Consider the following 20,788-nt stretch of genomic DNA (forward strand, 5'->3'; position numbering starts at 1 on the left):
GCCGTTGGGGTACGGACGGTGGCTCGCACCTGGTAAGCCTCGGTGGCGGTTTCCCGTGCCACCGAGGCATTTTCGACCGGCGGGGGACGAGGGTAGCCCTCGCCCGTACGGCAAGATCCAAGGATTGGCCGGTCAGCCCTCGATCTCGATGTGGCGGGGCTTGGCCGTCTGGGCCTTGGGGATGGTGACGGTGAGGATGCCGTCGCTGAGGTTGGCGTGCACGTCCTCGGCCTTCACGTCGGCAGGCAACAGCGCCCGGTAATCGAAACGCCCCGTGCGGCGCGTGGTGCGGCGCAAGATGCCTTCACGTTCACGCTCCTTGAGGTCACCGGTGATGTGCAGATCCCGTTCGCTGACCTCCACATCGATGTCCTCGCGTTTCAGACCGGGAAGCTCGCACTGGACCTCGTATGCCTCGTCGGTCTCGCGCAGGTCGGCCAGGGGCGTCCAGGCTGCGGTCTCGCCCCAGGCCGGTGCCGCCGACTCCAGGAACCGGTTCATTCGCTCGAAGAGCTCGTCGAACTCGGCGACCATCGGTTCACGCTGGAATGCCCGTTCCAGCAGCCTGCCAGGTCGGTTGCGTGCGGGCAGGGTCATACCGCTCACCTCCGAGGTGTGCAATTGAGGGCTGTTCGTTCCCTTTCCATCCTGAGCAGTTGCGCCGCGTACTGCGACCCGGCAGCAGCTGCCTTCCAATAGGACGGATCCCTCATGACGGACCGTGATGGGGCGACTTCGCAGATGCTCGGCGGTCTGCTGAGTGGCAGCCATTTGACGACGCCAGGGCACCTGTCGGCGAAAGTGGCCGAGCAGGCGGCAGTCGCCGGACTGCTCGACGTCCTGATCTACGTTTGCGACGTACAGCAGCGGATATTGCGTCTCTTTCCCCGACCAGGTGTACCGGCTGCCCATGGCTGTGGTGGCGACACCCTGGAGCTGTCCGTGGACAGCACCTTGGCGGGGAGGGCTTTCCAACACGCTCCCTGCGCGACGACGCCACCGTGCTGCTGATGGATGCCCGGTCCGCTTCCGCTGCGTGGGCTGCGGCCGCTTCCGCACCGACGTCGCCTACCTGCCCGATCTGGAGGCATACCTCGCCGATCTGCTCCGCAATCGGGAGCGCCTGGCCGCCTTCACCAGCGCCGACGACTGGGCCAAAGCCGAGACCATGCCGTCCGAGGACGAAATCACGCGTGTCCGGCGCCTTGTCCAACGCGTCCGCGCCGACCTCGATGACCTCACCGGCGAAGACCGGGCCCAGATCCAGGAAGCGGTCGCCGTGGTCCGCCGATCCCGCACCGTCTTGCTGGGCTGCCCGGCCTCCGACCCCGCAGGACCACATGAAGTTCGTCCATTGAGCAGGCCAGGGAGCCGGCCGGGATGTCGTCCCCGTACCTGCGGGGTAGTTCCGCCGTGAGGACCGCGCCGAACACGAGCTGGCGGTCGTCCCCGCACCTGCGGGGGTAGTTCCACGCGCACGCCCCTCCTAAAGGGTGTCCCGCAAAAGATCGTCGGGGGCGGTGGGCCATCCCGTGACCGCTCGGGCTACGTCAGGAATCGCCAGTAGGTCGTCCTCCACGTCCCGCAGACTCAGCCGTCACACGGTCCCGCTCAGCACCCACAGTTTCCAGCCGGGTCCGAGGACGGACCCTTCGCCGTGGCCCACGGCCTTGGAGGACGACACCCGGAGCCGATGACCACGTGACCTGGGACGAGGCGTTCGCCGGCAGATCCCGTGAGGGTGACTGAGCCTACGCGAGTTCCTTCCGCATCAACGTGCGGATCGTTTCGTAGCGGCGCAACGATCCATCAGGGGCTTGCTCGTCCCACGAGTCCGGCTGACGGTCGTACGCGACGTATCCCAGTCGTTCGTACAGTGCACGTGCCCGGGGGTTGTTTTCCTCCACAGCCAGCTCAGCCTGCCGCAGACCGCGGTTCCTGATCCGCAGTTCTGCGGCTTCGACAAGGAACGTGCCGATCCCACACGATTGCAATGCGGGGTGGACCGCCAGTTGCCACAACGTGCCGGCACCGTCCTTGACCTGATAGTCGACGCCACCCTTCGCCACAGGGATGTTGGTTGCGGGGCAGACCGCAAGGTAGTCGACCTCACCGATCCGGGCACGTTCCAACTGCTTGGCGACGCCAGCCAGGTGGTGGTCAGACCCTGCCCACCTGCACGACGCCAAGTCCGCATGCACCAAGTCACGGGCTGACAGCTTCAACACAACGTTGGTCATCTTCAGTACCTCCGGCGAGCCGGCTTCCACGCCGATCACATGGGACGCAAAGCCGTTTCCTCGGCCTGCGCTCCTGGCTCACCGGTCACCGTGAATGCCCGGCAGCTGAGATGGTCTTGCTGTGGCTGGTGTGATCACGGCGTCGGAGCCGTCCTGGATAGCCCCGTTCAGCGGACTGAGCCCGCGACAGTTCGGCAAGCTGATCACGGCGTTACGACGCGAGGGCGCAGAGCCCCTTCCCATGGCGATCGACGCCCTCACGGCCTGAGCGCCGCACGCACCGGGCGAGGGTAGGACGGCCAGCAGCTACGTCCACATCGTGGACGGCGAACCAGTCTGCGTCAGGCCCGCTCCGATCGTGTTCGTGGCCACGACACGCTCAAGCCCGTGTCAGGTGGTCTTGATCTGCCCGCCATCGATGACAAATTCGGCACCGGTGATGTTGCCGGCCCGCGGGGAGGCCAGGAAGGCAACGAGGTCGGCGACCTCGTGAGGTTCGGTGATGCGCCCGGTGGAGATGCCCATCTGCTGGGGTACGACCTGGTCCAGGGCCTCCTGCGCCGTGCCGCCTGCACTGGCCGCGACGGTGTCGGCGAAGGCGCCGGGGGCAGTCCAGAACGGAGTGCGTACGGGCCCGGGAGCGACGGCGTTGACGCGGACTCCACGGGGGGCGAACTCCTCCGACAGAGCTTTGGTGAGATTGCTCAGGGCGGCTTTGGCCGCTGAATAGTCCACCACCATGGGGAAGGGCAGGCGGGCGTTGACTGAGCTGATGTTGACGATCGCTCCCTCGCCGTGAGCCAGCAGGTGCGGCAACGACGCACGGCTGGCGCGCACCGCGCTCAGGAATGTCATGTTGAGGGCATGCAGCCATGCTGCATCACTGACATCGAGGAAGCTGGAGCGTGGGCTGGTGGCACCGACGTTGTTGATCAGCACGTCCAGTCGGCCATGCCGGTCTACTGCCGCTTGGACCAGCGTGTTGGCACCGTCGGTGTCGGCCAGATCGACCGCGTGGAAGGCAACGTCGTACTGCTCACGCAGGGCGGACAGTTCCGACGTTTCCCTGCGGCTGCCAACCACCACGCGCGCGCCCTCACGGCCGAGTGCCCCGGTGACGGCCAGGCCGATGCCCTTGCTACCTCCGGTGACAACGGCGACCTTGTCCACGAGGTTCAGCTCCACCGCAATCTCCTCCTGCGCCAGGCTTCCCGATATGCCCAAAGTGGCGCATGAAGCGAGTATCGACCCTCAGTTCGGAGTGGCACTGTCGCCACGCGGCCCGAGGCCCTGTCTGGCGGATCACGGCACGGCTGGCCGAACAGTGCCTCAGGTTCGGCCGCCGTCCAGAACCGTGCCGATCAGGGCCTCAGCCGCCCCAGGGTCGCCGGCGAGCCGCCCGGCGTCGCGGATCTGCTCCTCGTCCACGGCCCCGGCCTTCGCCAGCTGGATTCCGGAGGGGGCGGAGGCCATGACGGTTCTCATCGAGTTCCCTACCGGCGACCCCGGCACCCCACCACACAGACCGCGCACCCGCGGATAGGCGGGGGTGGGCAGCGCCGAGGAGACCGACGAGGCAGTCGCCAACGGCCAGAGCGGGGCACTGCTGGCCACCGGCAACGCCCCGTTGGTCGCCCGGGACGAGGTGATCGCCGTGCCGGTCCGGGGCATCTCCCCATCGAAAGATCTAAGAATCAGTCCCAGCGCCGCCCGACAAACAACGGGCGGCGTCGTCGACCGGCTGCCGAACCGCTACGACACCCGCGTCGGCGAGATCCGGCTCTCTCCGGCGGTGAACGTGCTGGAGCTGCGCCACCCCCGTCCCCGTGTCACCGGCCGGCCGTCAACCGTCGGCCGGACCATCGGGGGCGGGATCGCCGAGCAGCGGATCAGGGAGGTCCGCCCAGCTCTCGACGCCGCACGACAGCTCTCGGTCGTCGAGCAGGGTGGCGTCCAGGGTGCGCCGCAGCTCGTCCTGGTCCAGCTCGGTGCCGGTGAAGACGACCTCGTTGCGCCGCTCGCCGTAGTAGTCGTCCCAGAACCAGGAGGCCAGCGCGCGGCGTAGCGGCGATACGCCTCGCCATGCCGCCGCGTCGTCCTGCTGCAACCAGTCGCCGGTCTCGCGCAGTTCCAGGTGACGGCCGGCGGAGCGCCAGCCGACGACCGACTGAGGGCGGGTGGCCAGCCACAGGTGCCCCCGGCTGCGTACGACTCCGGACATGATCCGCGGCAGGCTGTCCGCCAGCCGCTCGGGGTGGACGGGACGGCGGGAGCGCCACAGTACGGACATCACGCCGTGGTCGACACCGCCCCGGCGCACCGGCGCGATCACGGGGTCGAGACGCTCGGCGGGGCCGGCCACGGACCACCGCGGATCGGGCTTCACCAGAGTCCCGAGGGCGTCTTCGCCGGCCTCCGAGCCGGAGAGCACGTCCGCGGAGGGATTGAGGTGGCCGAGCAGGGCCCGCACGCCCTCCCGCGTGCCGTCGGCGAGGTCTCGTCCTGGGCTCAGCAGCACGGCGCCGGCCGCCTCTACTTGGCGGGCAGCGGCCTCGGCGAGCGTGAGCGTGAGCGTGAGCGAAACGGTATGGGCGCCTGGGCCGTGGAACCGGACGGGCCGGTGGACGCATCGCAGGTCGCTGAGGAAGCGGTCGGGGTCGAGGCCGACGGTCAGCGGCCCCAGGGCGTAGTGGTGCGCCGTCGGCGTGCGGCCCAGCGGGGTCTGCCACACAGCGGCGAGGAAGAGTGCCGCATCGAGTTCGCCGGGGAGAGCGAGCACGACGTGTGGGTGCTTGGTACGGCGGGCGATGGTCTCCAGGTCCTGACGGATTATCACGGCCGGGTCTCCTGTGGTCGCCCGGCAGAGGTCACCGCGCAGTTGCTGGTCGTGGCAGGAGACGGTGCGCTGGACGGATGGGTACCGCCCGTCCGGCGCACCGTCGACCGAGACGGACAGCACCACGGCGTCGGGAGCGGCGCGACGGAGGACGTCGACGGCGCGACCGCGCGTCTGAGGGGTGTTGCCGCAGACGACGGTGAGCAGGCCCCGGGCCGGGCCTCCGCCTATGCTCATGTGCCCACCCCGGCGATCGCGGTCACGAGTGTGTGGGCGGCCCTGCGTCCCCATGCCACGGCCAGCGGAATGTTTCGCATCGAGGTCGGTTACCGGGAGCCGTAGGGGATGAGGGCCATCTCGCGGGCGTTCTTGATGGCGCGGGCTATCTGCCGCTGCTGCTGCCTGGTCACATGGGTCACCCGGCGGCTGCGGATCTTGCCTCGGTCCGAGATGAACTTCCGCAGCAGGTCGGTGTCCTTGTAGTCGACGTACGTGATGCCGGCGGCGTCCAGCGGGTTGACCCTGCGCTTGTCGGCCTTGGGATTGAGGTTGCTGCGGCGGGACATGTCAGGTCCTTTCTCTCGGTTGCGCGTGGTGCGCGTTCAGGTGACGGGGTCGAGGAGTTCGTCGAAGGCGTGGGTCAGCAGGGACGGCCCGAGCGTGCCCTCGCCCACCCGCAAACCCTGTGCGGCCGGGGCGAGTTGGGCGAGCAGTGCGAGGTCGGCGTCGTCCGCCGGTTCGTCGCCTTCGGCGAGGGCGAGCACCGTGGGGTACTCGATGTGCCGGGCGAAGGTGTCGGCGACCGTGCGCTGATCGGTGGGAGCGGTGGCGAGGCCGGACTCGGCCAGGTCGTCCCCGTTCGACAGGCACGGCAGGACGAGCGCCGGGTCGACCGCGGTGGCGACCCCGGCCAGCTCCAGCGCTTCGCTCTCGGCGGCGATGACGGCTGCCATGGCCTGCGGCTCGACGGAGTCCCACAGCTCGACCACGGCCAGCCGGTACGTCCGCTCGACGGTCTTGTCGCTCGTCGCGGTGGCTGGGGTCTCCCCTGCTCGAACGAAGTTGAGAGCTTGGGGAAGGGTGAGGAAGGCGTGGTCGGCGGCCCGGTCGCGGAAGACGACGGGCCGGTATGCGGGGTGGATTCCGGGCTTCATGGCTGCTCTCAACGCTCCTCGCGGAAATCGACGTGCCGGCCGACGACCGGGTCGTACTTGCGCAGCGTCAGCCGATCAGGGTCGTTACGGCGGTTCTTGCGGGTCACGTGGGTGTATCCGGTCCCTGCGGTGGACCTGAGCTTGATGATCGGGCGGAGTTCGTTCCTGGCCATACCCCGCAGCATACACAAGTGGTTTTCATTTTCATTAAGCTGCTACGGTGCTGCGGTATCGACCACCACACGACAAGAGGGGCCATGTCCGCTCACTGCCAACTCACCGGCCGGCAACCCGGCTTCGGCAACACCATCTCCCACTCACACCGCCGCACCAGCCGCCGGTTCGACCCCAACATCCAGCGCAAGCGCTACTGGCTGCCCAGCGAGAACCGCCACGTCCGGCTCACGCTCAGCACCAAGGGCATCAAGACCGTCGACACGATCGGCATCGAGGCCGCCGTGGCCCGCATCCGCGCCCGAGGAGGAAAGGTCTGATGGCGAAGAAGAGCAAGATCGCCAAGAACGAGAAGCGACGCGAGATCGTCGCGCGTTACGCGGAACGCCGCGCCGAGCTGAAGGCCATCATCGCCAACCCCGCCACGCCCGACGAGGCACGCGCCACCGCGCAACAGGAGCTGCGCCGCCAGCCGCGTGACGCCAGCGCCACCCGGGTCCGCAACCGCGACGCCGTCGACGGCCGCCCCCGCGGCCACCTGCGCGCCTTCGGCCTCTCCCGCATCCGCCTGCGCCAGATGGCACACGCCGGTGAACTCCCCGGCGTGACGAAGAGCAGCTGGTGACAGCCACCAAGTCGACCTGACACCCAACCACCCACCCGTTCCGGCAAAGCCGGAACGGGGCCGCCAGATGCAGGCCGCCATGCCGTCCGGGCACCCCGGGCGGCATCTTCATGTCAGCCCGGCTCCACGTCCGAAGGCGGATCGCGCGCTCCGAGCCGCAGGTGCTCGATGTGGTAAATGGCCTCGTCGAGCAGCTGGGCGACATGGTTGTCGTAGAGGCTGTAAGACGCTGCGGTGGCCCTGCCGGGAGCCCGTGACCAGACCCAGGGCGCGGAGCAGCCGCAGTTGGTGGGAGATGCCCCTGAGAACATGCGCTTTGCTGACCGGAGTTGGCGGAAGATTGACCAGTCCTCGGCCGAGCCCTGACGCTTTCCGGCCATAAGGTCTGCCGCATGCCCCCACACCCCCCGAGGCCCTCGGCGCTTCCTGTCCTCCCCTACCGCAAACCCACGCGCGGCCGGGACTACTGGGTACTGGACGACGTACTGCCCGACATCGACGCCGTGCGGGCCCGCACCCTCACCAGGGACGACTGGGCCGAGGGCTACCCCCACAAGCCCGAGAGCTGGCCCGGTCTGCGCACGATGCCGGGACTCGAACCGACGGAACTCGCCCATGTCGAAAGGCTGGTGAAGAAGAACACCGGGGCGGGGCGGCTCTGGCAAGAAACAGCCCCGGGCGGCGGCACCCTCAACCACAACTGCATCCAAGTCGTCGGCAAGGACGAGTGCGAGCCGCGCCCGCACACCGACTCCCGCTCCCTGTGCCGCTACGCCGCCGTGCTCTACCTCAACCCGGACGTGCCGAAGGACTGCGGAACCAGCTTCTATCGCCAGAGCCTGCCGGGCGGCAGGCTGGGCGGGAACACGGTTTCGGCGCCGCACAACAACCTCGTCGACGTGCTCGGCACGCGCTTCGTCCCGCCCGACTCCTTCACCGAGGACGTGCGCGTGCCGCACCGATACAACCGGCTGCTCCTCTACACCGCCAACCTGATGCACAGCGCCACCGGCTACTGGGGCAGCACCCTGGAGGACAAGCGGATGACCGCGGTCTTCTTCTGGATGGCCTGACACCGACCGCATTCAGTCCGCTGCGTTCGATTCACCCCGCGGGGACATACCCCGACGTGTGCTCGTGCTCACAGGCGTCGTCGATGCCGTACGTCTCCCAGGACGGGAACGGGTCGCACAGCCCGGTCACGGACTCGCCGTCCTCGAGGAGGCAGGCGGTGAGCCGTTCGGCCAGAGCCTGCTTGCGCAGGCCGGTGCCGATGAAGACCAGCTCCTGCGCCTGCTGCTCCCCGCTGCGGACACCGGCCGGCTCGAAGCGTGCGACGACGCCGGCCTGGGACCACAGTCCGGTGACGGCGGGACGGGTGGCAAGCCGGAAGAAGCCCTTGGAACGCAGGATGCCGCCGTACGCTCCGCCGTCCAGGTCCTCGGCGACGAAGCGCCACAACCGCTCGGGGTGGAAGGGGCGGTCGGCGCGGAAGACGAGGCTGGAGATTCCGTACTCCTCGGTCTCCGGGACGTGGTCACCGTTGAGTTCGGCGACCCAGCCCGGGGCCTGCTGAGCCTTCTCCACGTCGAAACGCCCGGTGCCGAGAACGCGGACCGGGTCGACCTGCCCGTGGCTGACGGGCACGATCTCGGCGGAGGCGTTCAGCCGGGCCAGCGCGGCTCGCAACCGGTCGGCTTCCGCGTCGGTGACCAGGTCGAGCTTGTTGAGCACGATGACGTCGGCGAACTCGACCTGGTCCATCAGCAGATCGCTGACCGTGCGCTCGTCGTCCTCGTACTGGTCGAGGCCCCGCTCCGTCAGTTCGTCTCCGCGCGCCAGCTCGGACAGGAAGTTGGCGGCGTCGACGACGGTGACCATGGTGTCCAGCACCGCGACGTCCGCGAGCATCGCGCCGTCGTCGCGCGCGAAGGAGAACGTGGCGGCCACCGGCATGGGCTCGGAAATGCCGCTGGACTCGATGAGCAGGTAGTCGAACCGGCCCGCGCGGGCGAGCCGCTCCACCTCCTCCAGCAGGTCGTCCCGCAGCGTGCAGCAGATACAGCCGTTGGTCATCTCCACCAGCCGCTCCTCGGTACGGGACAGCGCCGCTCCCCCGCCCCGCACCAGCTCCGCATCGATGTTGACCTCGCTCATGTCGTTCACGATCACCGCCACGCGCAGCCCCGCGCGGTTGTTCAGGACGTGATTGAGCAGCGTGGTCTTGCCCGCGCCGAGGAATCCGGACAGCACGGTGACGGGCAGACGGCGGTGGGACGGCGCGGCGGGGGCTGACACGGGACGGCTTCCTCAGTTCTCGTACGGAGCGCGGGTGCGGGTGCGGTAGCGGCGGACGGACCGTCAGCTCTTCCCGGGCAGCGGCAGCAACCCGCGTTCGTAGGCGCGCACAAGGCGCCGGGGCACCTGGTACTCGACACCGTCGACGTGGATCGGGGCGAGCTCCGGAGTGCTCGCCTTCCACTGCGCGCGGCGGTGGCGGGTGTTACTGCGGGACATCTTGCGCTTGGGCACGGCCACGGCGGGAACCTCCGAGAGACGGATGGAAGAGACGGGTCGGACGCCGTCAAGCTACATGAAAACGAATGTCGTATGCAAAAACTCATGGAACTCTGTCAGGCTGTGCACGATGACCGGCCCGTGATCTGCCGGTTGCTGAAACAACGGCACGAGTCGCGTTCCCCACCACACGACCATGATCAACCCATCAGGCCTGGCGTCTCACTGCCTACCGTGCATGGGCTCGTTAACCGGGCGGGCCGAAGCCCCGGTACGCGTCAGCCGATATCGCCCCGCTGATCACCCTCGGTCGCACGGGGGCCCGCCAACTCGACCATGGCATCAGCCAGACGCAGGATGCCGGCATCCCCCCGGCAGGCCGCTGAGGTGTAGATGGCGCCGGGAATGGCAGCAGCCGATGTGGTCAACAGCTTGCCGAGCTCATCCATCAGGTAGCCCTCGTTCCAGCGGATGCGGTACCGGCCCTCGGGGCGGCGGGAGTACTCGGTGACGGCATGGTGAGCGAAGAGATCCTGACGCGCATCGCGTTCAAGGCCCGCACCGCGGTCCTGGACCGCAAACGGGCCCTGATCGCCAAGAACCTGCCGGTGTTCGAGGCGTTCTTCGCCGAGTCTCCCGACGTCTCCGAACGGCAGACGCCGGACGGCGGCTGTGTCCGGCTCATGGACGACACCACCGCCCCGCCAAGTAGGCATCGAGCAGCGGTTGTTCGATCAGCAAGCAAGGAGAGCCCACCGCGCTCGGAAGCGTGGAAGACGGCGCTCACTGTGCACCGGTGACGTGACACAGCGGGCGGAAGCCTGACCGCGGGGCCGGCGTGCACGTCCGTCTTCCGCACTCCGCCGGGCCGTTGATCCGACGCCACCCGTTGCACAACGACGTGTTCGGGAGGCAGCGCGCTGCGTACGCCCGGTGCTTACGCCGCCGTGCTCCAGGCGGCGGGGTACGGCGCAAAATGGCCCTGAGAGGGATCTTTCCGGCAGCCCATACTGAGGGCGCTTCGAGACCGGCCGCCCGGAAACGTCGGCAATGGTGCGCTCGCTGGGCACACTCCTCTGTCTTTCTGCCGTGGACGTCGTAGCGGCGCGGTTTCTTTGCCCCGCAAGGAATCGACCCTCAAGGGGGCGACTCTCAAGGAATCGCCCCTCAAGGAAGAAGCGGAGTCTCTGTCATGCGCCGAATTCCCTCCATCGCCCTTGCCGCGACCGCGCTGGTCGCCGCACTCGGCATCACGCCCACCGCGAGCGCGGCTCCCGAACAGCCCGCCCACCGGGCGGCGTACAACTGCGCCCCCGGATACTTCTGCATCTACAGCGACTGGAACGGCGGCGGAACGCGGTGTCAGTGGTCGCAGTCGAGCAAGGCGAACACCGCTGACGACTGCTCCTTCATCCAGCGTGGCATCAATGTGCGTTCCGTGTGGAACAGCACCAGGCACCGTGTGCAGTACTACACGCAGACCAATTACCACGCGCGTGTGGGGTCCACGCCGTCCGGCGCGGGTGGCAACCTACAGGGCAGTTACCAGATTCGCTCGTTCCGGCCGCAGTAGGGGCTCTCCGGCTCTCCGGCTCTGCAGCTCTGCAGCTCTGCAGCTCTCCGGCCCTCCGGCCTTCCGGCTCTCCAGGGCACGGTGGCAGTCCCTGTCGCCGTGCCCTGCGCAGGCAATGCGTGACGTCTCAGACAGACCTCAGCGGTTCCTGCATCCCAGCACGTCAGGGCCTGGGCCGTCCCACAGGGTCCCCGGCCCGGCGGCGGGGCTGGGCATCCACCGGCGGCATCACCATGCTCTTCCCCAGATCGGCCACACCGTTCGTCACGAAGGGAAGCACGCCCATGATGTCCACACGTCTGTCCGCCCGGAGCGGCCTCGCTGCCGCTGCCGTCACCGCGATCGCGGTGGTCGCACCGCTCCTCACCGCGGATGCCGCGTCCGCCAGCGGTACGAAGTTGACGCAGGCCCAAGCCGCCGGCCGGCTGCGGGCGGCGGGTATCAGCTGGAGCTCCAGCGGCCACTGTTCGGACCGCAACAACCCGCGGTGCACCTCGTTCTCCCGGATCAACTCCGGCACCGTCAGCGGGATCATCACCTTCAAGCGGGCCAGTCACTGCGCGGTCACCATCACCGGTGGTACCGAGACCGGCCACGCCTCCGGCCGGTACAGCCACTGGAACGGCTACAAGGTCGACATCGCTCCGACCGGCTGTGTCACCACCTACATCAAGCGCGAATTCCGTTACATCGGCAGGCGCGGGGACGGCGCACCGATGTACCGGTCCTCCGCCGGCAACATCTATGCCCGCGAGAGCAGCCACTGGGACATCACCTACCTGTGACGGGACTCCGCGGCGCGCGCCGGGCTCCGGCCCGTCGGCATGGCGCGGGGAGAAAGGAGCGAGACATGGTGGGCATCAGGACACTGGGACGACTCGCGGTCGCCACGGCCGTCCCCCTGTTGTTGGCGGCCTCCGGGACCGTCCCCGTGCAGGCGGCGGCACCCGGCGCGGTCATGGCGCAGTGCTCGGGAAGCGGCTGTTCGGGGCGGAACCCGGTGGGCACCGGCTGCGACCGCGACGCGCGAACGGTCCGCCGCAGTGCGGAGATCGGCCCGCTGATCGAGCTGCGGTACAGCGCGCGGTGCCGCGCGGCCTGGGTGCGTGTCACCCACGGCAGCGGCGGAGACCGTATCGAGGCGCGGAACCGGAGCGGAGCCTGTCGTTCGCCGTCCTGCTACAGCAGGACCCTGGCGCCGGGCCACAGTTCGATCTACACCGCGATGGTCAATGACAAGGGGATCAAGGCCTGGGGCTGCCTGTACCGGCGGAACGGCAACGCCGTGTGTACGGACGGATATTGATCCGCCACCGATCCATCCGGTGACCGGCAGCGCCTCTGGAGGGGCGCAGCCCGGCTCGGCGGGATCGGGTGGTGTGGTCGGCGTTCCCGCGACGTGCAGGCCGTGGGAGCGCCGCCCGGTGCGTCAGAGGGTGTCAGTGGGCGTCAGAGGGCGTGAGAGGCCTCAGAAGGTGAGCGTTCGTCCCTCGTGCCAGGCCCGCTGTTCGGTGTAGGCGAGGCCGTGGATCTAAAAGGCCGGCCGGGTCCAGCAGGTGATCGCTCCACCCTGGTCGCCGAGCCGGAAGCCGTTGTGCGCCGGGACCACGAGGGTGTCGCCCAGCGCGAGGCGCTCGGCGGCGGGCCCAGTTGGTGTTTCTGCTGGTCGGAGAGGTACCAGCCGTTGAGATCGACCGGGGGCGGCGGCGGATGTGTTGACCAGGGCGACGGTCTCCTCCTCGGGTGCCGGGCCGGCCGGGTTGACCATGGCAAGAGGACGACCTTCACCCGTGACATGCCCGCTCAGACCACCGCAGCCACCTCCCAAATCAACTGGGCGGGGCACCGCCGGCGCTGCAACCGCGGTGCCAACGTCCTCAACCCGACCGTCGAGTCCTATAGCGGAGCCACCAGCGACTCGATCCCGAGGGCATGACAGCACCCTGAGGATCAGCTTCGTGAAGGAAGGCGGCCGCAGCCTCCATAAACTCGTCATGCGTCTGCTCGACCTCGTCCCTTCGAGCGACTAGGCACTGTCCTGGTGATCAAGTGACTGATGACTTTGTCGGATCGTTGTCCCGCTCGTGAGGCGGGGAAATCTGACGGGCAGCCAGTGGGAGCGGTTGCGGCCATTGCTTCCGGTCAGCACCGGGAGGTGCGGACGGTGGCGGGATCTGCCGGAGCGGTGATCAACGGGATTCTGTACCGGGTGCGGACCGGCGTGCAGTGGCGGGATCTGCCGGAGCGGTTCGGACCGTGGAAGACGGTGTACGAACGGCACCGGTTGTGGTCGGCGGACGGCACATGGGAGCGGGTACTCCAGCAGGTGCAGGCGGCGGCCGACGCAGCCGGCCAGATCGACTGGCAGGTGTCGGTGGACTCGACGGCGATCCGGGCTCACCAGTCGGCGGCCGGTGCCCATCACGCTCCCCCTCCCGCGCCCGCGGGCTCGTCAAAGGGGGCATTGGGTGCAGAACACCAGCGCGAGCGTCCGTGGCGGGGCCTGCTGGTGGGGGTAGTGCAAGAGGTCAGGGACTCGGCCGCTCCCGCGGTGGCTTCACCTCAAAGGTCCACCTGAGCGCGGACGGTCACTGTCGGCCGTTGTCATTGGTAGTCTCGGCCGGGCAGCAAGCAGACACCACCCAGTTCATCCCGGTGTTGGAGAAGATCCGGGTGCCTCGGCTGGGACCGGGACGTCCACGCAAAAGGCCGGACAGCGTCGCTGCGGACAAGGCGTACAGCAACCGTCCCTGCCGCGACTACCTGCGAAGGGGCGGCATCGCGCACACCATCCCGGAGAAGTCGGACTCCCGGGCCGCCCGCTCACGTCGCGGCAGAGGCGGCGGCCGACCGCCAGGCTTTGACCTGGAGCGATACAAGCAGCGCAACACGGTGGAACGCCCCATTAACAAGCTCAAGCAGTCGCGGGCAGTGGCCACCAGGTACGACAAGCGCAGTTACGTCTTCCTCGGCACTGTCACAGCTGCCGCACTCGTCATCTGGCTCAGGTCGTGATCGCTAGTAACCGGTTGCACGGAGCCACCGCAGCATAGTGACGATCTCTTCGCCGAAGTCCTCGCACAGCACGCGCAACTCGCGTCTGACGGCGGAGTCGAGGAGTCGTCCACCGGGGAGGGACCGGAGGGCGTCGTGGCAGGTCGACTCGATGACGGAGCTCCGGGCGGCGAGATAGCCCTGGCCGCTGACCTGGCCCGCCAGGTCGGCAAGGTAGCGCCGGTGTGATTGCTCCCACGGGTGGGAGCGGAACGCGCCCTCGACCAGACCGTCGAGGTAGTTCGCCAGGCCGGACGCGGTGTCGACTACTCGCTCGACCTCGACTGCGCGGCGGCAGTCGAGCAACGCGCCGAAAGTCAGCAGGCTGTCGATAATCTCCAACTGGACGAGCTCAATCGTGTCCGGCTCCACTTCGGACGCGAACAGCTGGGCTGTGCGCAGCTCGGCGACGGCCTGCCGGTACGCCTGATCCGACTCTGGACTGGAAGCCTCTCCCACCAGGCGAAACAGCGACTCCAGCATGGATGGGTCGATACCCCACGCTTCGTCCAGTCCGAACGCAAGCAAGGGCGCACGCCACGGCCACAGGGCTACCGCAGCGACCTGACGCTGCTGGTCAAACGTCAGGACCGCCAACCGCTCGTTCTGCCGCATGTCCCTTGTCAGCCCTTTCGATTCGCCTTCTCCGCTTCCCCAGTTCGCCCTCGAGCAGTGTAGGAGCCTTACACATTGCGTGATCGCCAGGACAGTGCCTGGTGAGTACAGCATGCTTCGTTGGCAGACACTCACCACGCTGGGATGTGCGCACGACCCGGCTCAGGGCGGCGTGGCGTAAGCCAGGTCGCTACCCGGGCCGGATGGTTGCTCTCCATACGGGCCGATCTCGTGGGAACCAGCTGACGGGACTACACCGCCTGAAGTTGCCGGAACTCGTGGTCAGGGAGGGGAAACCGAGAGGAAAGAATGTCGGAGCGCAGGTCACCAATAAGGGCGGCGACCAGGAACTGAGTGCAGGTGTGGGAGAAGTGTTCCCAACGCTCGCCCCGCGCCTCATTGACCATGATGGTCCATTGATCGGGGTGCTGACCGGGACGGACGAGCCAGTAGAGGCACTCGCCGTTGTCGGTGGTGGCCCACGGGATGACTCGGGTTCCTTCTTCTTCGAGCTCAGTGGGCCTTTTCTCGAATTCCCACAGTCCGTCGAGCGCTTCGGTTTGCTGGTCTTCCCATTCGATGAGGTCGTAGTTGTCGTTGGGGCAACCGGGCTCCAGGACGTAGAGGTAGTCGTCCCAGTTGCTGCCCCCGTACGTGTGGATAAGCTCCTTGTAGTCGCTGGGCAGTTGGATGCCAAGTGCCTGCTCCACGCTGTCCCAGTCTTTACCTCGGGGCTGTGCGGGCGGGGGCATGATGTGCGCGAGTTGTTCGAGGGAAGTAGTCATCACGTGTCCTTGTGCCAAACGCTGGTGGGATCGTACGCGCCGTCGCTGTGCGCCTTTAGTGAGCGTTTGGTTCTTCGATGTCTGTCTTATTTGGCCTGGCTGTCGCGCCAGTTGGGTGTGGTCTCGTGTGCGAGGTGGCGGGTCATGAGGTTGATGGCGGCTGACGGGGGCGGAGACCCAGCGGCTCAACGCGCGGGTGGACGTGGACGGGGAGGACCCGCACGAGGTGGCGAAGGACTGGCTGGTGCGGGAGGGCTTCATCCGGGAAGGCTGAGGCCGTACGGCACGGCACCCGCTCCCGCCACCACCGCTCCGCACCCAGCGGATAGACGAGCCTCGAAATGGGGAGAGACCAGGCGGCGCAGCCACAAGGGGAGGGGAGCACGTATGGGGACGGTGCTGTTGGCGGCGTTAGCCGCGGTCGCACTCGCAGTCGTCGTCGCGGGGCTCGTGCGCGCCGGACGACGCGAGGTCCAGGCCGAGAAGGCCCGGCTCGCCGAGGACGCACAGCTCCAAGCCCGCCGCTCCCTGGCGGCGGTGTGGGCGATGGACGACCGCGCCTTCGAGGAGTACGTCGCCGATCTGTGCCGCCGCGACGGCTGCACCAAGGTGGAGCGCGTGGGCGTCTCGGGCGACCTCGGCGCCGACGTGATCGGCTACCTGCCGGACGGCAGGAAAATCGTCGTGCAGTGCAAACACTTCGCCAAGCACCGCTCGGTCGGAAGCCGCGACATCCAGACGTTCAACGGCACCGCCCGCGCCGAGCACGGTGCCGACGTGCCGGTGTTCGCGGCGTCGTGCGTCTTCACACGTCCGGCCCGGGACTTCGCCGCGCGGCACGGTCTGTGCCTCATCGATGTCGACCTGCTCGGCTTCTGGAACAGCGGCACCACCCTCAGCTCCCTGGTGGAACTCGACATCGGCCGGTCCGGCAACCACCGCAAGCTCAGCCCCGACCCCGACTGACAAGGGCCCCCACCGTGCAGGAGACCGAGCCCCGCTTACACGCGTGGCGCATCGAAGAGCGGGAGTACCGACGCCAGGAGCAACGGCGCGGCCGCCGCTTCGCCTATCCCCACCTCACGCCCGCCCGCACTGCGCTGGTCGTCATCGACATGGTGCCGTTCTTCGTCGACGCCAACCCATACGCGCGTGGCATCGTCCCCAACATCCAGCAGCTCGCCGACCGGCTGCGTGCGGCCGGCGGCACGGTCGCCTGGGTGCTGCCCGCTCGCACCGAACGTACCCCGGTCAGCGACGAGTTCCACGGCCCCGAAGCGGCCGAGATGTTCCGCAACGCCAGCGGCACCGGGCCGCTGCCTGGCCGACTGTGGCCGGGCCTCGCCACCCGCCCCGGCGACATCTTCGTGGAGAAGAGCGTACCGAGCGCCTTCTTCCCGGGCCGCTGCTCGCTCCCGGACATCCTCGAAGAGCACCGCATCGACACCGTCCTGGTCACCGGCACGGTCACCCAGGTGTGCTGTGAGTCCTCGGCCCGTGACGCGTCCACGCTCGGGTATCGGGTGGTCATGGTCGCCGACGCCAACGCAACCGGCCGCGATCAAGACCACAACGCCACGCTCGCCACGATCTACCGCTCCTTCGGCGATGTACGCCCCACAGCAGAGGTCCTCGACCTGATCGACGCAGCGCCGTAAGGCCAACCCCTCAAAAAACTCGGGCGTTCAAGAACCCCAGACCGCCGCTTTCCTACGGCTCGGTCCGCGATTGATGGTGGGTGTAGCTACGTCTCGTCGGCAGCTGATCTGGGGTGTTGCTACGACCATTGAACAGCCCCGGGGTGTGGTGATGGACGGTGCTCGGTCGGGATATTCGCTGGTCGCCGCTTGTTGATGGTGGTCATACTGCCGCGGTGGATCCAGTGCCGCTTGAGACCGACCGTCTGGTGCTGCGGGCCTTCACACCTGCCGACGTGGATGCGGTGTACCAAGCCTGCCAGGACGAGGACATCCAGTCCTACACCCCGGTGCCGGTGCCGTACCGGCGTGCGGACGCGGAGAACCTCGTCGGCCAGAAGCTGCCCGCCCAGTGGCCCGAGGACAGGGACTACACCCTCGGCGCATTCCGCAAGGACACCGGCGGCCCGCCAATTCGGCGGCTGCCCGCGCGGCCTGCGTCCAGTCGGTACGCAGGGCGACTGGCGGGTCCAGCTCGCCGCGGGCGGTGAGTGCGGCGAGCCAGGTGAGGTCGGTCCCAGCCCTACGGCATCGTCCAGCAGGTGGTAGGCGGCGATCTGGCGGCTGTGACGATGGCCGTTGCCGAAGAGGGCTCCGTGGGGGAACTGCTCGCTTCGCCGGATATGTGCCCCTGCCGCAACCAGCACGCCGTTCTCGGCCAGGGCGCCGCCTGCGGCAACCATAGCGGCGCCGCCGACTAGTTCGACCACGCCGTGCACCGGTTCGAGGTGCTGGAGCGCGGTCAGGTCGGCGACGATCTCGTGGGCGCCGAGTGCGCGCAGTCCGTCCGCCTTCGCCGGATCGCTGGTCACTGCGGTGACATGTGCGCCGCCTCGGACTGCGAGCTGCAGGGTGAAGCGGCCCACGCCGCCGCCCGCGCCGGTCAACAGGACGCGATGTCCCAGGTTCGGTCCGATGCGGCGCAGAGCGCGCAGGGCCGTGCCCGCTGCGACCGGCAGCGTGCTGATCGCGCAGAGGTCGGCTCCCTCGGGCACGGCCCTCCCGTTCAGGCGCCGAAAGCCCTGAGGGTCTCGTCGCCAAGTGAGGCGGCGTATGCGGCGGTCAGCTGGCCGCTGCGGTGCAGTCACCGCTGGAAGAGGGGGCACGGAGCACTTTCGACGACCAGGTCGAGGTCAAGGTCGGCGTCGGCGTCGAGCTGGCCGACTTCCCGGGCACTGTGCAAGCGCGCTTTCTTCACTTTTTCCAGCGTCTGGGCCAGCTTCGTGCGGTATTCGGCCGCCAGCACGGCACCGTTGGCGATCTCGGTGTTGAGGGCCTCGATCAGCCTGCCGAAGGACGGGTCGGCGAACTCCTCCGCCGTGGCACGCATGACAAGCTTGAGGTCTGCCTGAAGGTCGCCCGTGTCCGGCAACGCGACCGACTGCCCGTCCGCATCCTCGCTCAGAGCCAGAAGGGTGCGAAGGCGACCGCGCTCTTCGACGGCCAACTCCGGTAGATCGTCTGCTTGCCGACGCCGGCACGGGCAGCGATGGCTTCGACAGTGACCTCCTCGTACGCCTCCTCTGCGACCAGCGCGCGGGTAGCCGCGAGGATTGCCTGCCGCGACCGTTCCTTGCGCCGGGAGTGGTCCGGCCCCTTCTCGTTGGCCATGCATGCAGAGACTGCCCCTGAAACGAAACGAGACGGTCCGTATTGATTAGCTTCGAGTGATGCCCTAGATTCAAAACGAATCGAGACGAACCGTTTTCTTTCCGGAGAGTGAGGCGCCGTGGCGACTGCAAGAGTCTGGCTCATCACCGGTGCATCCCGCGGCCTGGGCAGAGCTTTCGCCGAGGCCGCCTTGGCGGGCGGCGACCGAGTAGTGGCTGCCGCCCGCGACGTCGGGCCCCTGGAGGAGCTGACCGACGAGTACCCCGGCCACCTGGTCCCGCTTTCGCTGGATGTCGCCGACCGTCAGGGCGTGTTCGAGGGGGTGGAGCGGGCGGCAGCTGCGTTCGGCAGGCTGGACATTGTCGTCAACAACGCAGGCGGAATGCTCTACGGCATGGTGGAGGAAGCCACGGAGGAGCAGATCCGGGCGCATATGGATGTGAACTTCTTCGGCGCCGTGTGGGTGGTTCAGGCGGTCCTTCCTCACTTGCGCGCCCAGGGCGGGGGACGGCTCCTCCAGGTCACCTCGATGGGCAGCGGTAGCGGCATGGCCACCGTCGGGTTCTACGGCGCAGGCAAGGCCGCGCTGGACTCGTTCAGCGAGGCACTGGCGATGGAGGTCGAAGGGTTCGGCGTCAAGGTCACCAACGTGCAGATGGGCGGCTACAACACCGGCCTGTTCACCGCCGGCACTACGACCACCGAACCCCTGACGCAGTATCAGCCCCTGCGCACCGAGATGGAGGCGATGTGGGGCGACGCCATCAGCCCGGAGCCGGAAACCGCTGCCCCGGTCATCATGGAGCTGGCCGCACTGCCGGACCCGCCCCGACGGCTGATAGTCGGCAGCCAGTCCTTTGATCACGTCTTGGAGATGGGCCGGGCCCGAGCGGATCTGTACCGGTCCTGGGAGCACCTTAGCCGTATCGCCCCTGGATGACCGGGGCTCGCACCACGACATTCCCGTCCCCTCCCCGCCGCGCAGTCACCGGGACGGGCGTGTACCGAGAAGCACGCTGTGCCGGCAGGAACCGCCGGAGTCGACGGCAAGGCAGGCTGCCCGCCGGCCCGGAAGCGCTGTTCGGCCGCGCCGGATTCGAACGACCACGCAACGACGCGTCCACCTGTCTGAGCGCCCAGACCCTAATAGCCGGCACCGGCGAGGGGACGATCCGGCCATGCAGCCCCGCTCACCGAGCAGGGGTGTGGACCAGCTGGTAGCTACAGCCAGCCCTTCAAGGCATCACGGAGATGGTGGTCCTCCCCACGCACGAACAGAGCCGGAATTTCGCCATCGGGGCTTGTCGCAGCTCGTTCTTCATCCTCGTCTACGCCCCCGCCGCCGGGTTGGATGACGAACGGCTTGTCGTCCGGATGGCCACCCGGCCGTTGCTGCCACTCGAGCCCGTGGCAGTTGCAGAACACGCCGAAGTACCAGTAGGCCACCTGGACGAAAGTGGTTTCTTCGGCGGCCTCGATCTCCCTGATAGAGGAGTAGCGGCTCCGGATGAGGTTCTCGAGCCGGTCCAGCGAGTCCATGCTGAAGTCCCAGCCGCGCCGGTCTCCTGCGCCCACTCCTCGAATCCGGCCTTCTGGCGGGCCAGCACTCCTGCAGCAGTGGGTTGCTCGTCCAGGCGGTCTCTTCGGACAGGGTCATGGTCATGGTAAACGACCCTACGTTAGGGCGCTTGAAGCCATGAACTTGCCTATCACGCAACAGAGTTGGGGTACTGAATCCCCAATGGACGGCCCCTTCACGTGGCGATGTGGCCGTATCCGATGAAGGCTGATGCGGCTCTCCGTAGGAAGGCGAGGGAGTACGGTCACGGGCGCGGCGGTTGAGGGCCGACGATCGCAGCAGATGGGAGGCCGCACGTGCGTCCCGTTGCCGTGCCTGACAGTGAGAA

General features: G+C 68.0%; 28 protein-coding genes and 6 pseudogenes. 15 read left to right on the forward strand and 19 right to left on the reverse strand.

What is annotated here, in order from left to right:
• Positions 1–132: 132 nt before the first annotated feature.
• On the reverse strand, positions 133–597 hold the full coding sequence (locus ACFV1J_RS12810; RefSeq protein ID WP_385857347.1) for an Hsp20/alpha crystallin family protein: 465 nt from the start codon (positions 595–597) through the stop codon (positions 133–135).
• 114 nt (positions 598–711) lie between these two features.
• On the opposite strand from ACFV1J_RS12810, the gene ACFV1J_RS12815 reads away from it, so the two are divergent.
• Positions 712–1,011 carry a hypothetical protein gene (locus ACFV1J_RS12815; protein ID WP_385857348.1) on the forward strand — a complete coding sequence of 100 codons (300 nt, stop codon included), beginning with the start codon at positions 712–714 and terminating at the stop codon, positions 1,009–1,011.
• Positions 1,012–1,751: 740 nt separating this feature from the next.
• Here the strand turns inward: ACFV1J_RS12815 and ACFV1J_RS12820 are convergent.
• Positions 1,752–2,240, reverse strand: a complete 489-nt coding sequence (locus ACFV1J_RS12820) for a GNAT family N-acetyltransferase (protein ID WP_385857349.1) — start codon at positions 2,238–2,240, stop codon at positions 1,752–1,754.
• Positions 2,241–2,361: 121 nt separating this feature from the next.
• On the opposite strand from ACFV1J_RS12820, the pseudogene ACFV1J_RS12825 reads away from it, so the two are divergent.
• Positions 2,362–2,472 (forward strand): annotated as a pseudogene (locus tag ACFV1J_RS12825) (IS5/IS1182 family transposase); the annotation flags it as partial.
• Positions 2,473–2,630: 158 nt separating this feature from the next.
• Here ACFV1J_RS12825 and ACFV1J_RS12830 read toward each other — a convergent pair.
• The 6 genes and pseudogenes from ACFV1J_RS12830 to rpmG form a co-directional block, all read right to left on the reverse strand.
• Entirely contained in the window at positions 2,631–3,425 is a 795-nt protein-coding gene (locus ACFV1J_RS12830; RefSeq protein ID WP_385857350.1) for an oxidoreductase, read from the reverse strand.
• A 144-nt stretch (positions 3,426–3,569) separates the two neighbouring features.
• Positions 3,570–3,911, reverse strand: a complete 342-nt coding sequence (locus ACFV1J_RS12835) for a hypothetical protein (protein ID WP_385857351.1) — start codon at positions 3,909–3,911, stop codon at positions 3,570–3,572.
• Between the two features lie 172 nt (positions 3,912–4,083).
• Positions 4,084–5,313 carry a GTP-binding protein gene (locus ACFV1J_RS12840; RefSeq protein WP_385857352.1) on the reverse strand — a complete coding sequence of 410 codons (1,230 nt, stop codon included), beginning with the start codon at positions 5,311–5,313 and terminating at the stop codon, positions 4,084–4,086.
• Between the two features lie 89 nt (positions 5,314–5,402).
• The gene (gene rpsR, locus ACFV1J_RS12845) at positions 5,403–5,642 is read right to left on the reverse strand and encodes a 30S ribosomal protein S18 (RefSeq protein WP_385857353.1); all 240 of its coding nucleotides are present in this window, start codon (positions 5,640–5,642) and stop codon (positions 5,403–5,405) included.
• Between the two features lie 75 nt (positions 5,643–5,717).
• A pseudogene (locus ACFV1J_RS12850) lies at positions 5,718–6,077 on the reverse strand (cobalamin biosynthesis protein CobW); the annotation flags it as partial.
• A gap of 161 nt (positions 6,078–6,238) precedes the next feature.
• Positions 6,239–6,403, reverse strand: coding sequence for a 50S ribosomal protein L33 (gene rpmG, locus ACFV1J_RS12855; RefSeq protein ID WP_385857354.1), 165 nt, complete (start codon positions 6,401–6,403; stop codon positions 6,239–6,241).
• 84 nt (positions 6,404–6,487) lie between these two features.
• Between rpmG and rpmB the strand changes: the two genes are divergently transcribed.
• Together rpmB and rpsN are read left to right on the forward strand one after the other, a co-directional pair.
• Positions 6,488–6,724: a 50S ribosomal protein L28 gene (rpmB, locus tag ACFV1J_RS12860; RefSeq protein WP_385857355.1), complete on the forward strand. Its 237-nt coding sequence runs from the start codon at positions 6,488–6,490 to the stop codon at positions 6,722–6,724.
• Positions 6,724–7,029, forward strand: coding sequence for a 30S ribosomal protein S14 (rpsN, locus tag ACFV1J_RS12865; protein WP_385857356.1), 306 nt, complete (start codon positions 6,724–6,726; stop codon positions 7,027–7,029). The genes rpmB and rpsN overlap by 1 nt, the downstream gene beginning before the upstream one ends.
• Positions 7,030–7,142: 113 nt before the next feature.
• On the opposite strand, the pseudogene ACFV1J_RS12870 reads toward rpsN, so the two are convergent.
• Positions 7,143–7,323 (reverse strand): annotated as a pseudogene (locus ACFV1J_RS12870) (transcriptional regulator); the annotation flags it as partial.
• A 98-nt stretch (positions 7,324–7,421) separates the two neighbouring features.
• Here ACFV1J_RS12870 and ACFV1J_RS12875 point away from each other — a divergent pair.
• Complete coding sequence (locus ACFV1J_RS12875) at positions 7,422–8,102, forward strand: DUF6445 family protein (RefSeq protein ID WP_385857357.1); 681 nt, start codon at positions 7,422–7,424, stop codon at positions 8,100–8,102.
• Between the two features lie 31 nt (positions 8,103–8,133).
• Here the strand turns inward: ACFV1J_RS12875 and ACFV1J_RS12880 are convergent, their stop codons facing one another.
• The 3 genes from ACFV1J_RS12880 to ACFV1J_RS12890 all read right to left on the reverse strand — a co-directional run bounded on the left by ACFV1J_RS12880 (position 8,134) and on the right by ACFV1J_RS12890 (position 9,995).
• Positions 8,134–9,327, reverse strand: a complete 1,194-nt coding sequence (locus tag ACFV1J_RS12880; RefSeq protein ID WP_385857358.1) for a GTP-binding protein — start codon at positions 9,325–9,327, stop codon at positions 8,134–8,136.
• A 63-nt stretch (positions 9,328–9,390) separates the two neighbouring features.
• A complete protein-coding gene (gene rpmF, locus ACFV1J_RS12885; protein ID WP_069570074.1) occupies positions 9,391–9,567 on the reverse strand; it encodes a 50S ribosomal protein L32 in 177 nt (58 codons plus the stop codon).
• 257 nt (positions 9,568–9,824) lie between these two features.
• Entirely contained in the window at positions 9,825–9,995 is a 171-nt protein-coding gene (locus tag ACFV1J_RS12890) for a hypothetical protein (protein WP_385857359.1), read from the reverse strand.
• Between the two features lie 66 nt (positions 9,996–10,061).
• On the opposite strand from ACFV1J_RS12890, the gene ACFV1J_RS12895 reads away from it, so the two are divergent.
• The 4 genes from ACFV1J_RS12895 (at position 10,062) to ACFV1J_RS12910 (ending at position 12,425) form a co-directional block, all read left to right on the forward strand.
• Positions 10,062–10,346 carry a hypothetical protein gene (locus ACFV1J_RS12895; RefSeq protein WP_385857360.1) on the forward strand — a complete coding sequence of 95 codons (285 nt, stop codon included), beginning with the start codon at positions 10,062–10,064 and terminating at the stop codon, positions 10,344–10,346.
• A gap of 392 nt (positions 10,347–10,738) precedes the next feature.
• Positions 10,739–11,119 carry a peptidase inhibitor family I36 protein gene (locus ACFV1J_RS12900; RefSeq protein ID WP_385857361.1) on the forward strand — a complete coding sequence of 127 codons (381 nt, stop codon included), beginning with the start codon at positions 10,739–10,741 and terminating at the stop codon, positions 11,117–11,119.
• Between the two features lie 284 nt (positions 11,120–11,403).
• Positions 11,404–11,904 carry a hypothetical protein gene (locus tag ACFV1J_RS12905; protein WP_385857362.1) on the forward strand — a complete coding sequence of 167 codons (501 nt, stop codon included), beginning with the start codon at positions 11,404–11,406 and terminating at the stop codon, positions 11,902–11,904.
• Between the two features lie 65 nt (positions 11,905–11,969).
• Entirely contained in the window at positions 11,970–12,425 is a 456-nt protein-coding gene (locus ACFV1J_RS12910) for a DUF2690 domain-containing protein (protein ID WP_385857363.1), read from the forward strand.
• A 225-nt stretch (positions 12,426–12,650) separates the two neighbouring features.
• Here ACFV1J_RS12910 and ACFV1J_RS12915 read toward each other — a convergent pair whose 3' ends face one another.
• On the reverse strand, positions 12,651–12,887 hold the full coding sequence (locus ACFV1J_RS12915) for a hypothetical protein (RefSeq protein WP_385857364.1): 237 nt from the start codon (positions 12,885–12,887) through the stop codon (positions 12,651–12,653).
• A 316-nt stretch (positions 12,888–13,203) separates the two neighbouring features.
• Here ACFV1J_RS12915 and ACFV1J_RS12920 point away from each other — a divergent pair.
• Positions 13,204–14,134: pseudogene (locus ACFV1J_RS12920) on the forward strand (IS5 family transposase).
• A gap of 3 nt (positions 14,135–14,137) precedes the next feature.
• On the opposite strand, the gene ACFV1J_RS12925 reads toward ACFV1J_RS12920, so the two are convergent.
• Both ACFV1J_RS12925 and ACFV1J_RS12930 read right to left on the reverse strand, forming a co-directional pair.
• Positions 14,138–14,788 carry a hypothetical protein gene (locus ACFV1J_RS12925; protein ID WP_385857365.1) on the reverse strand — a complete coding sequence of 217 codons (651 nt, stop codon included), beginning with the start codon at positions 14,786–14,788 and terminating at the stop codon, positions 14,138–14,140.
• A 251-nt stretch (positions 14,789–15,039) separates the two neighbouring features.
• Complete coding sequence (locus ACFV1J_RS12930; protein WP_385857366.1) at positions 15,040–15,573, reverse strand: SMI1/KNR4 family protein; 534 nt, start codon at positions 15,571–15,573, stop codon at positions 15,040–15,042.
• 157 nt (positions 15,574–15,730) lie between these two features.
• Between ACFV1J_RS12930 and ACFV1J_RS12935 the strand changes: the two are divergent.
• The 4 genes and pseudogenes from ACFV1J_RS12935 to ACFV1J_RS12950 form a co-directional block, all read left to right on the forward strand.
• Positions 15,731–15,847 (forward strand): annotated as a pseudogene (locus ACFV1J_RS12935) (glycine betaine ABC transporter substrate-binding protein); the annotation flags it as partial.
• A gap of 113 nt (positions 15,848–15,960) precedes the next feature.
• Positions 15,961–16,539: a restriction endonuclease gene (locus ACFV1J_RS12940; protein WP_385857367.1), complete on the forward strand. Its 579-nt coding sequence runs from the start codon at positions 15,961–15,963 to the stop codon at positions 16,537–16,539.
• A gap of 14 nt (positions 16,540–16,553) precedes the next feature.
• Positions 16,554–17,231, forward strand: coding sequence for an isochorismatase family protein (locus ACFV1J_RS12945; RefSeq protein WP_385857368.1), 678 nt, complete (start codon positions 16,554–16,556; stop codon positions 17,229–17,231).
• Positions 17,232–17,515: 284 nt separating this feature from the next.
• Positions 17,516–17,761, forward strand: coding sequence for a hypothetical protein (locus ACFV1J_RS12950; protein WP_385857449.1), 246 nt, complete (start codon positions 17,516–17,518; stop codon positions 17,759–17,761).
• A gap of 153 nt (positions 17,762–17,914) precedes the next feature.
• Here the strand turns inward: ACFV1J_RS12950 and ACFV1J_RS12955 are convergent.
• From ACFV1J_RS12955 to ACFV1J_RS12965, 3 genes and pseudogenes are all read right to left on the reverse strand, one after another.
• Positions 17,915–18,376: pseudogene (locus ACFV1J_RS12955) on the reverse strand (hypothetical protein); the annotation flags it as partial.
• Complete coding sequence (locus tag ACFV1J_RS12960; protein WP_385857369.1) at positions 18,355–18,717, reverse strand: TetR-like C-terminal domain-containing protein; 363 nt, start codon at positions 18,715–18,717, stop codon at positions 18,355–18,357. The gene ACFV1J_RS12960 and the pseudogene ACFV1J_RS12955, both read right to left, overlap by 22 nt.
• Entirely contained in the window at positions 18,672–18,881 is a 210-nt protein-coding gene (locus tag ACFV1J_RS12965; RefSeq protein WP_385857370.1) for a TetR/AcrR family transcriptional regulator, read from the reverse strand. The genes ACFV1J_RS12960 and ACFV1J_RS12965 overlap by 46 nt, the downstream gene beginning before the upstream one ends.
• 118 nt (positions 18,882–18,999) lie before the next feature.
• Between ACFV1J_RS12965 and ACFV1J_RS12970 the strand changes: the two genes are divergently transcribed.
• A complete protein-coding gene (locus ACFV1J_RS12970) occupies positions 19,000–19,821 on the forward strand; it encodes an SDR family NAD(P)-dependent oxidoreductase (protein WP_385857371.1) in 822 nt (273 codons plus the stop codon).
• 281 nt (positions 19,822–20,102) lie between these two features.
• On the opposite strand, the gene ACFV1J_RS12975 is transcribed toward ACFV1J_RS12970, so the two are convergent.
• A complete protein-coding gene (locus tag ACFV1J_RS12975) occupies positions 20,103–20,420 on the reverse strand; it encodes a hypothetical protein (RefSeq protein WP_385857372.1) in 318 nt (105 codons plus the stop codon).
• Between the last annotated feature and the right edge of the window lie 368 nt (positions 20,421–20,788).

The organism is Streptomyces sp. NPDC059649, assembly GCF_042734445.1.
Taxonomy (GTDB): domain Bacteria; phylum Actinomycetota; class Actinomycetes; order Streptomycetales; family Streptomycetaceae; genus Streptomyces.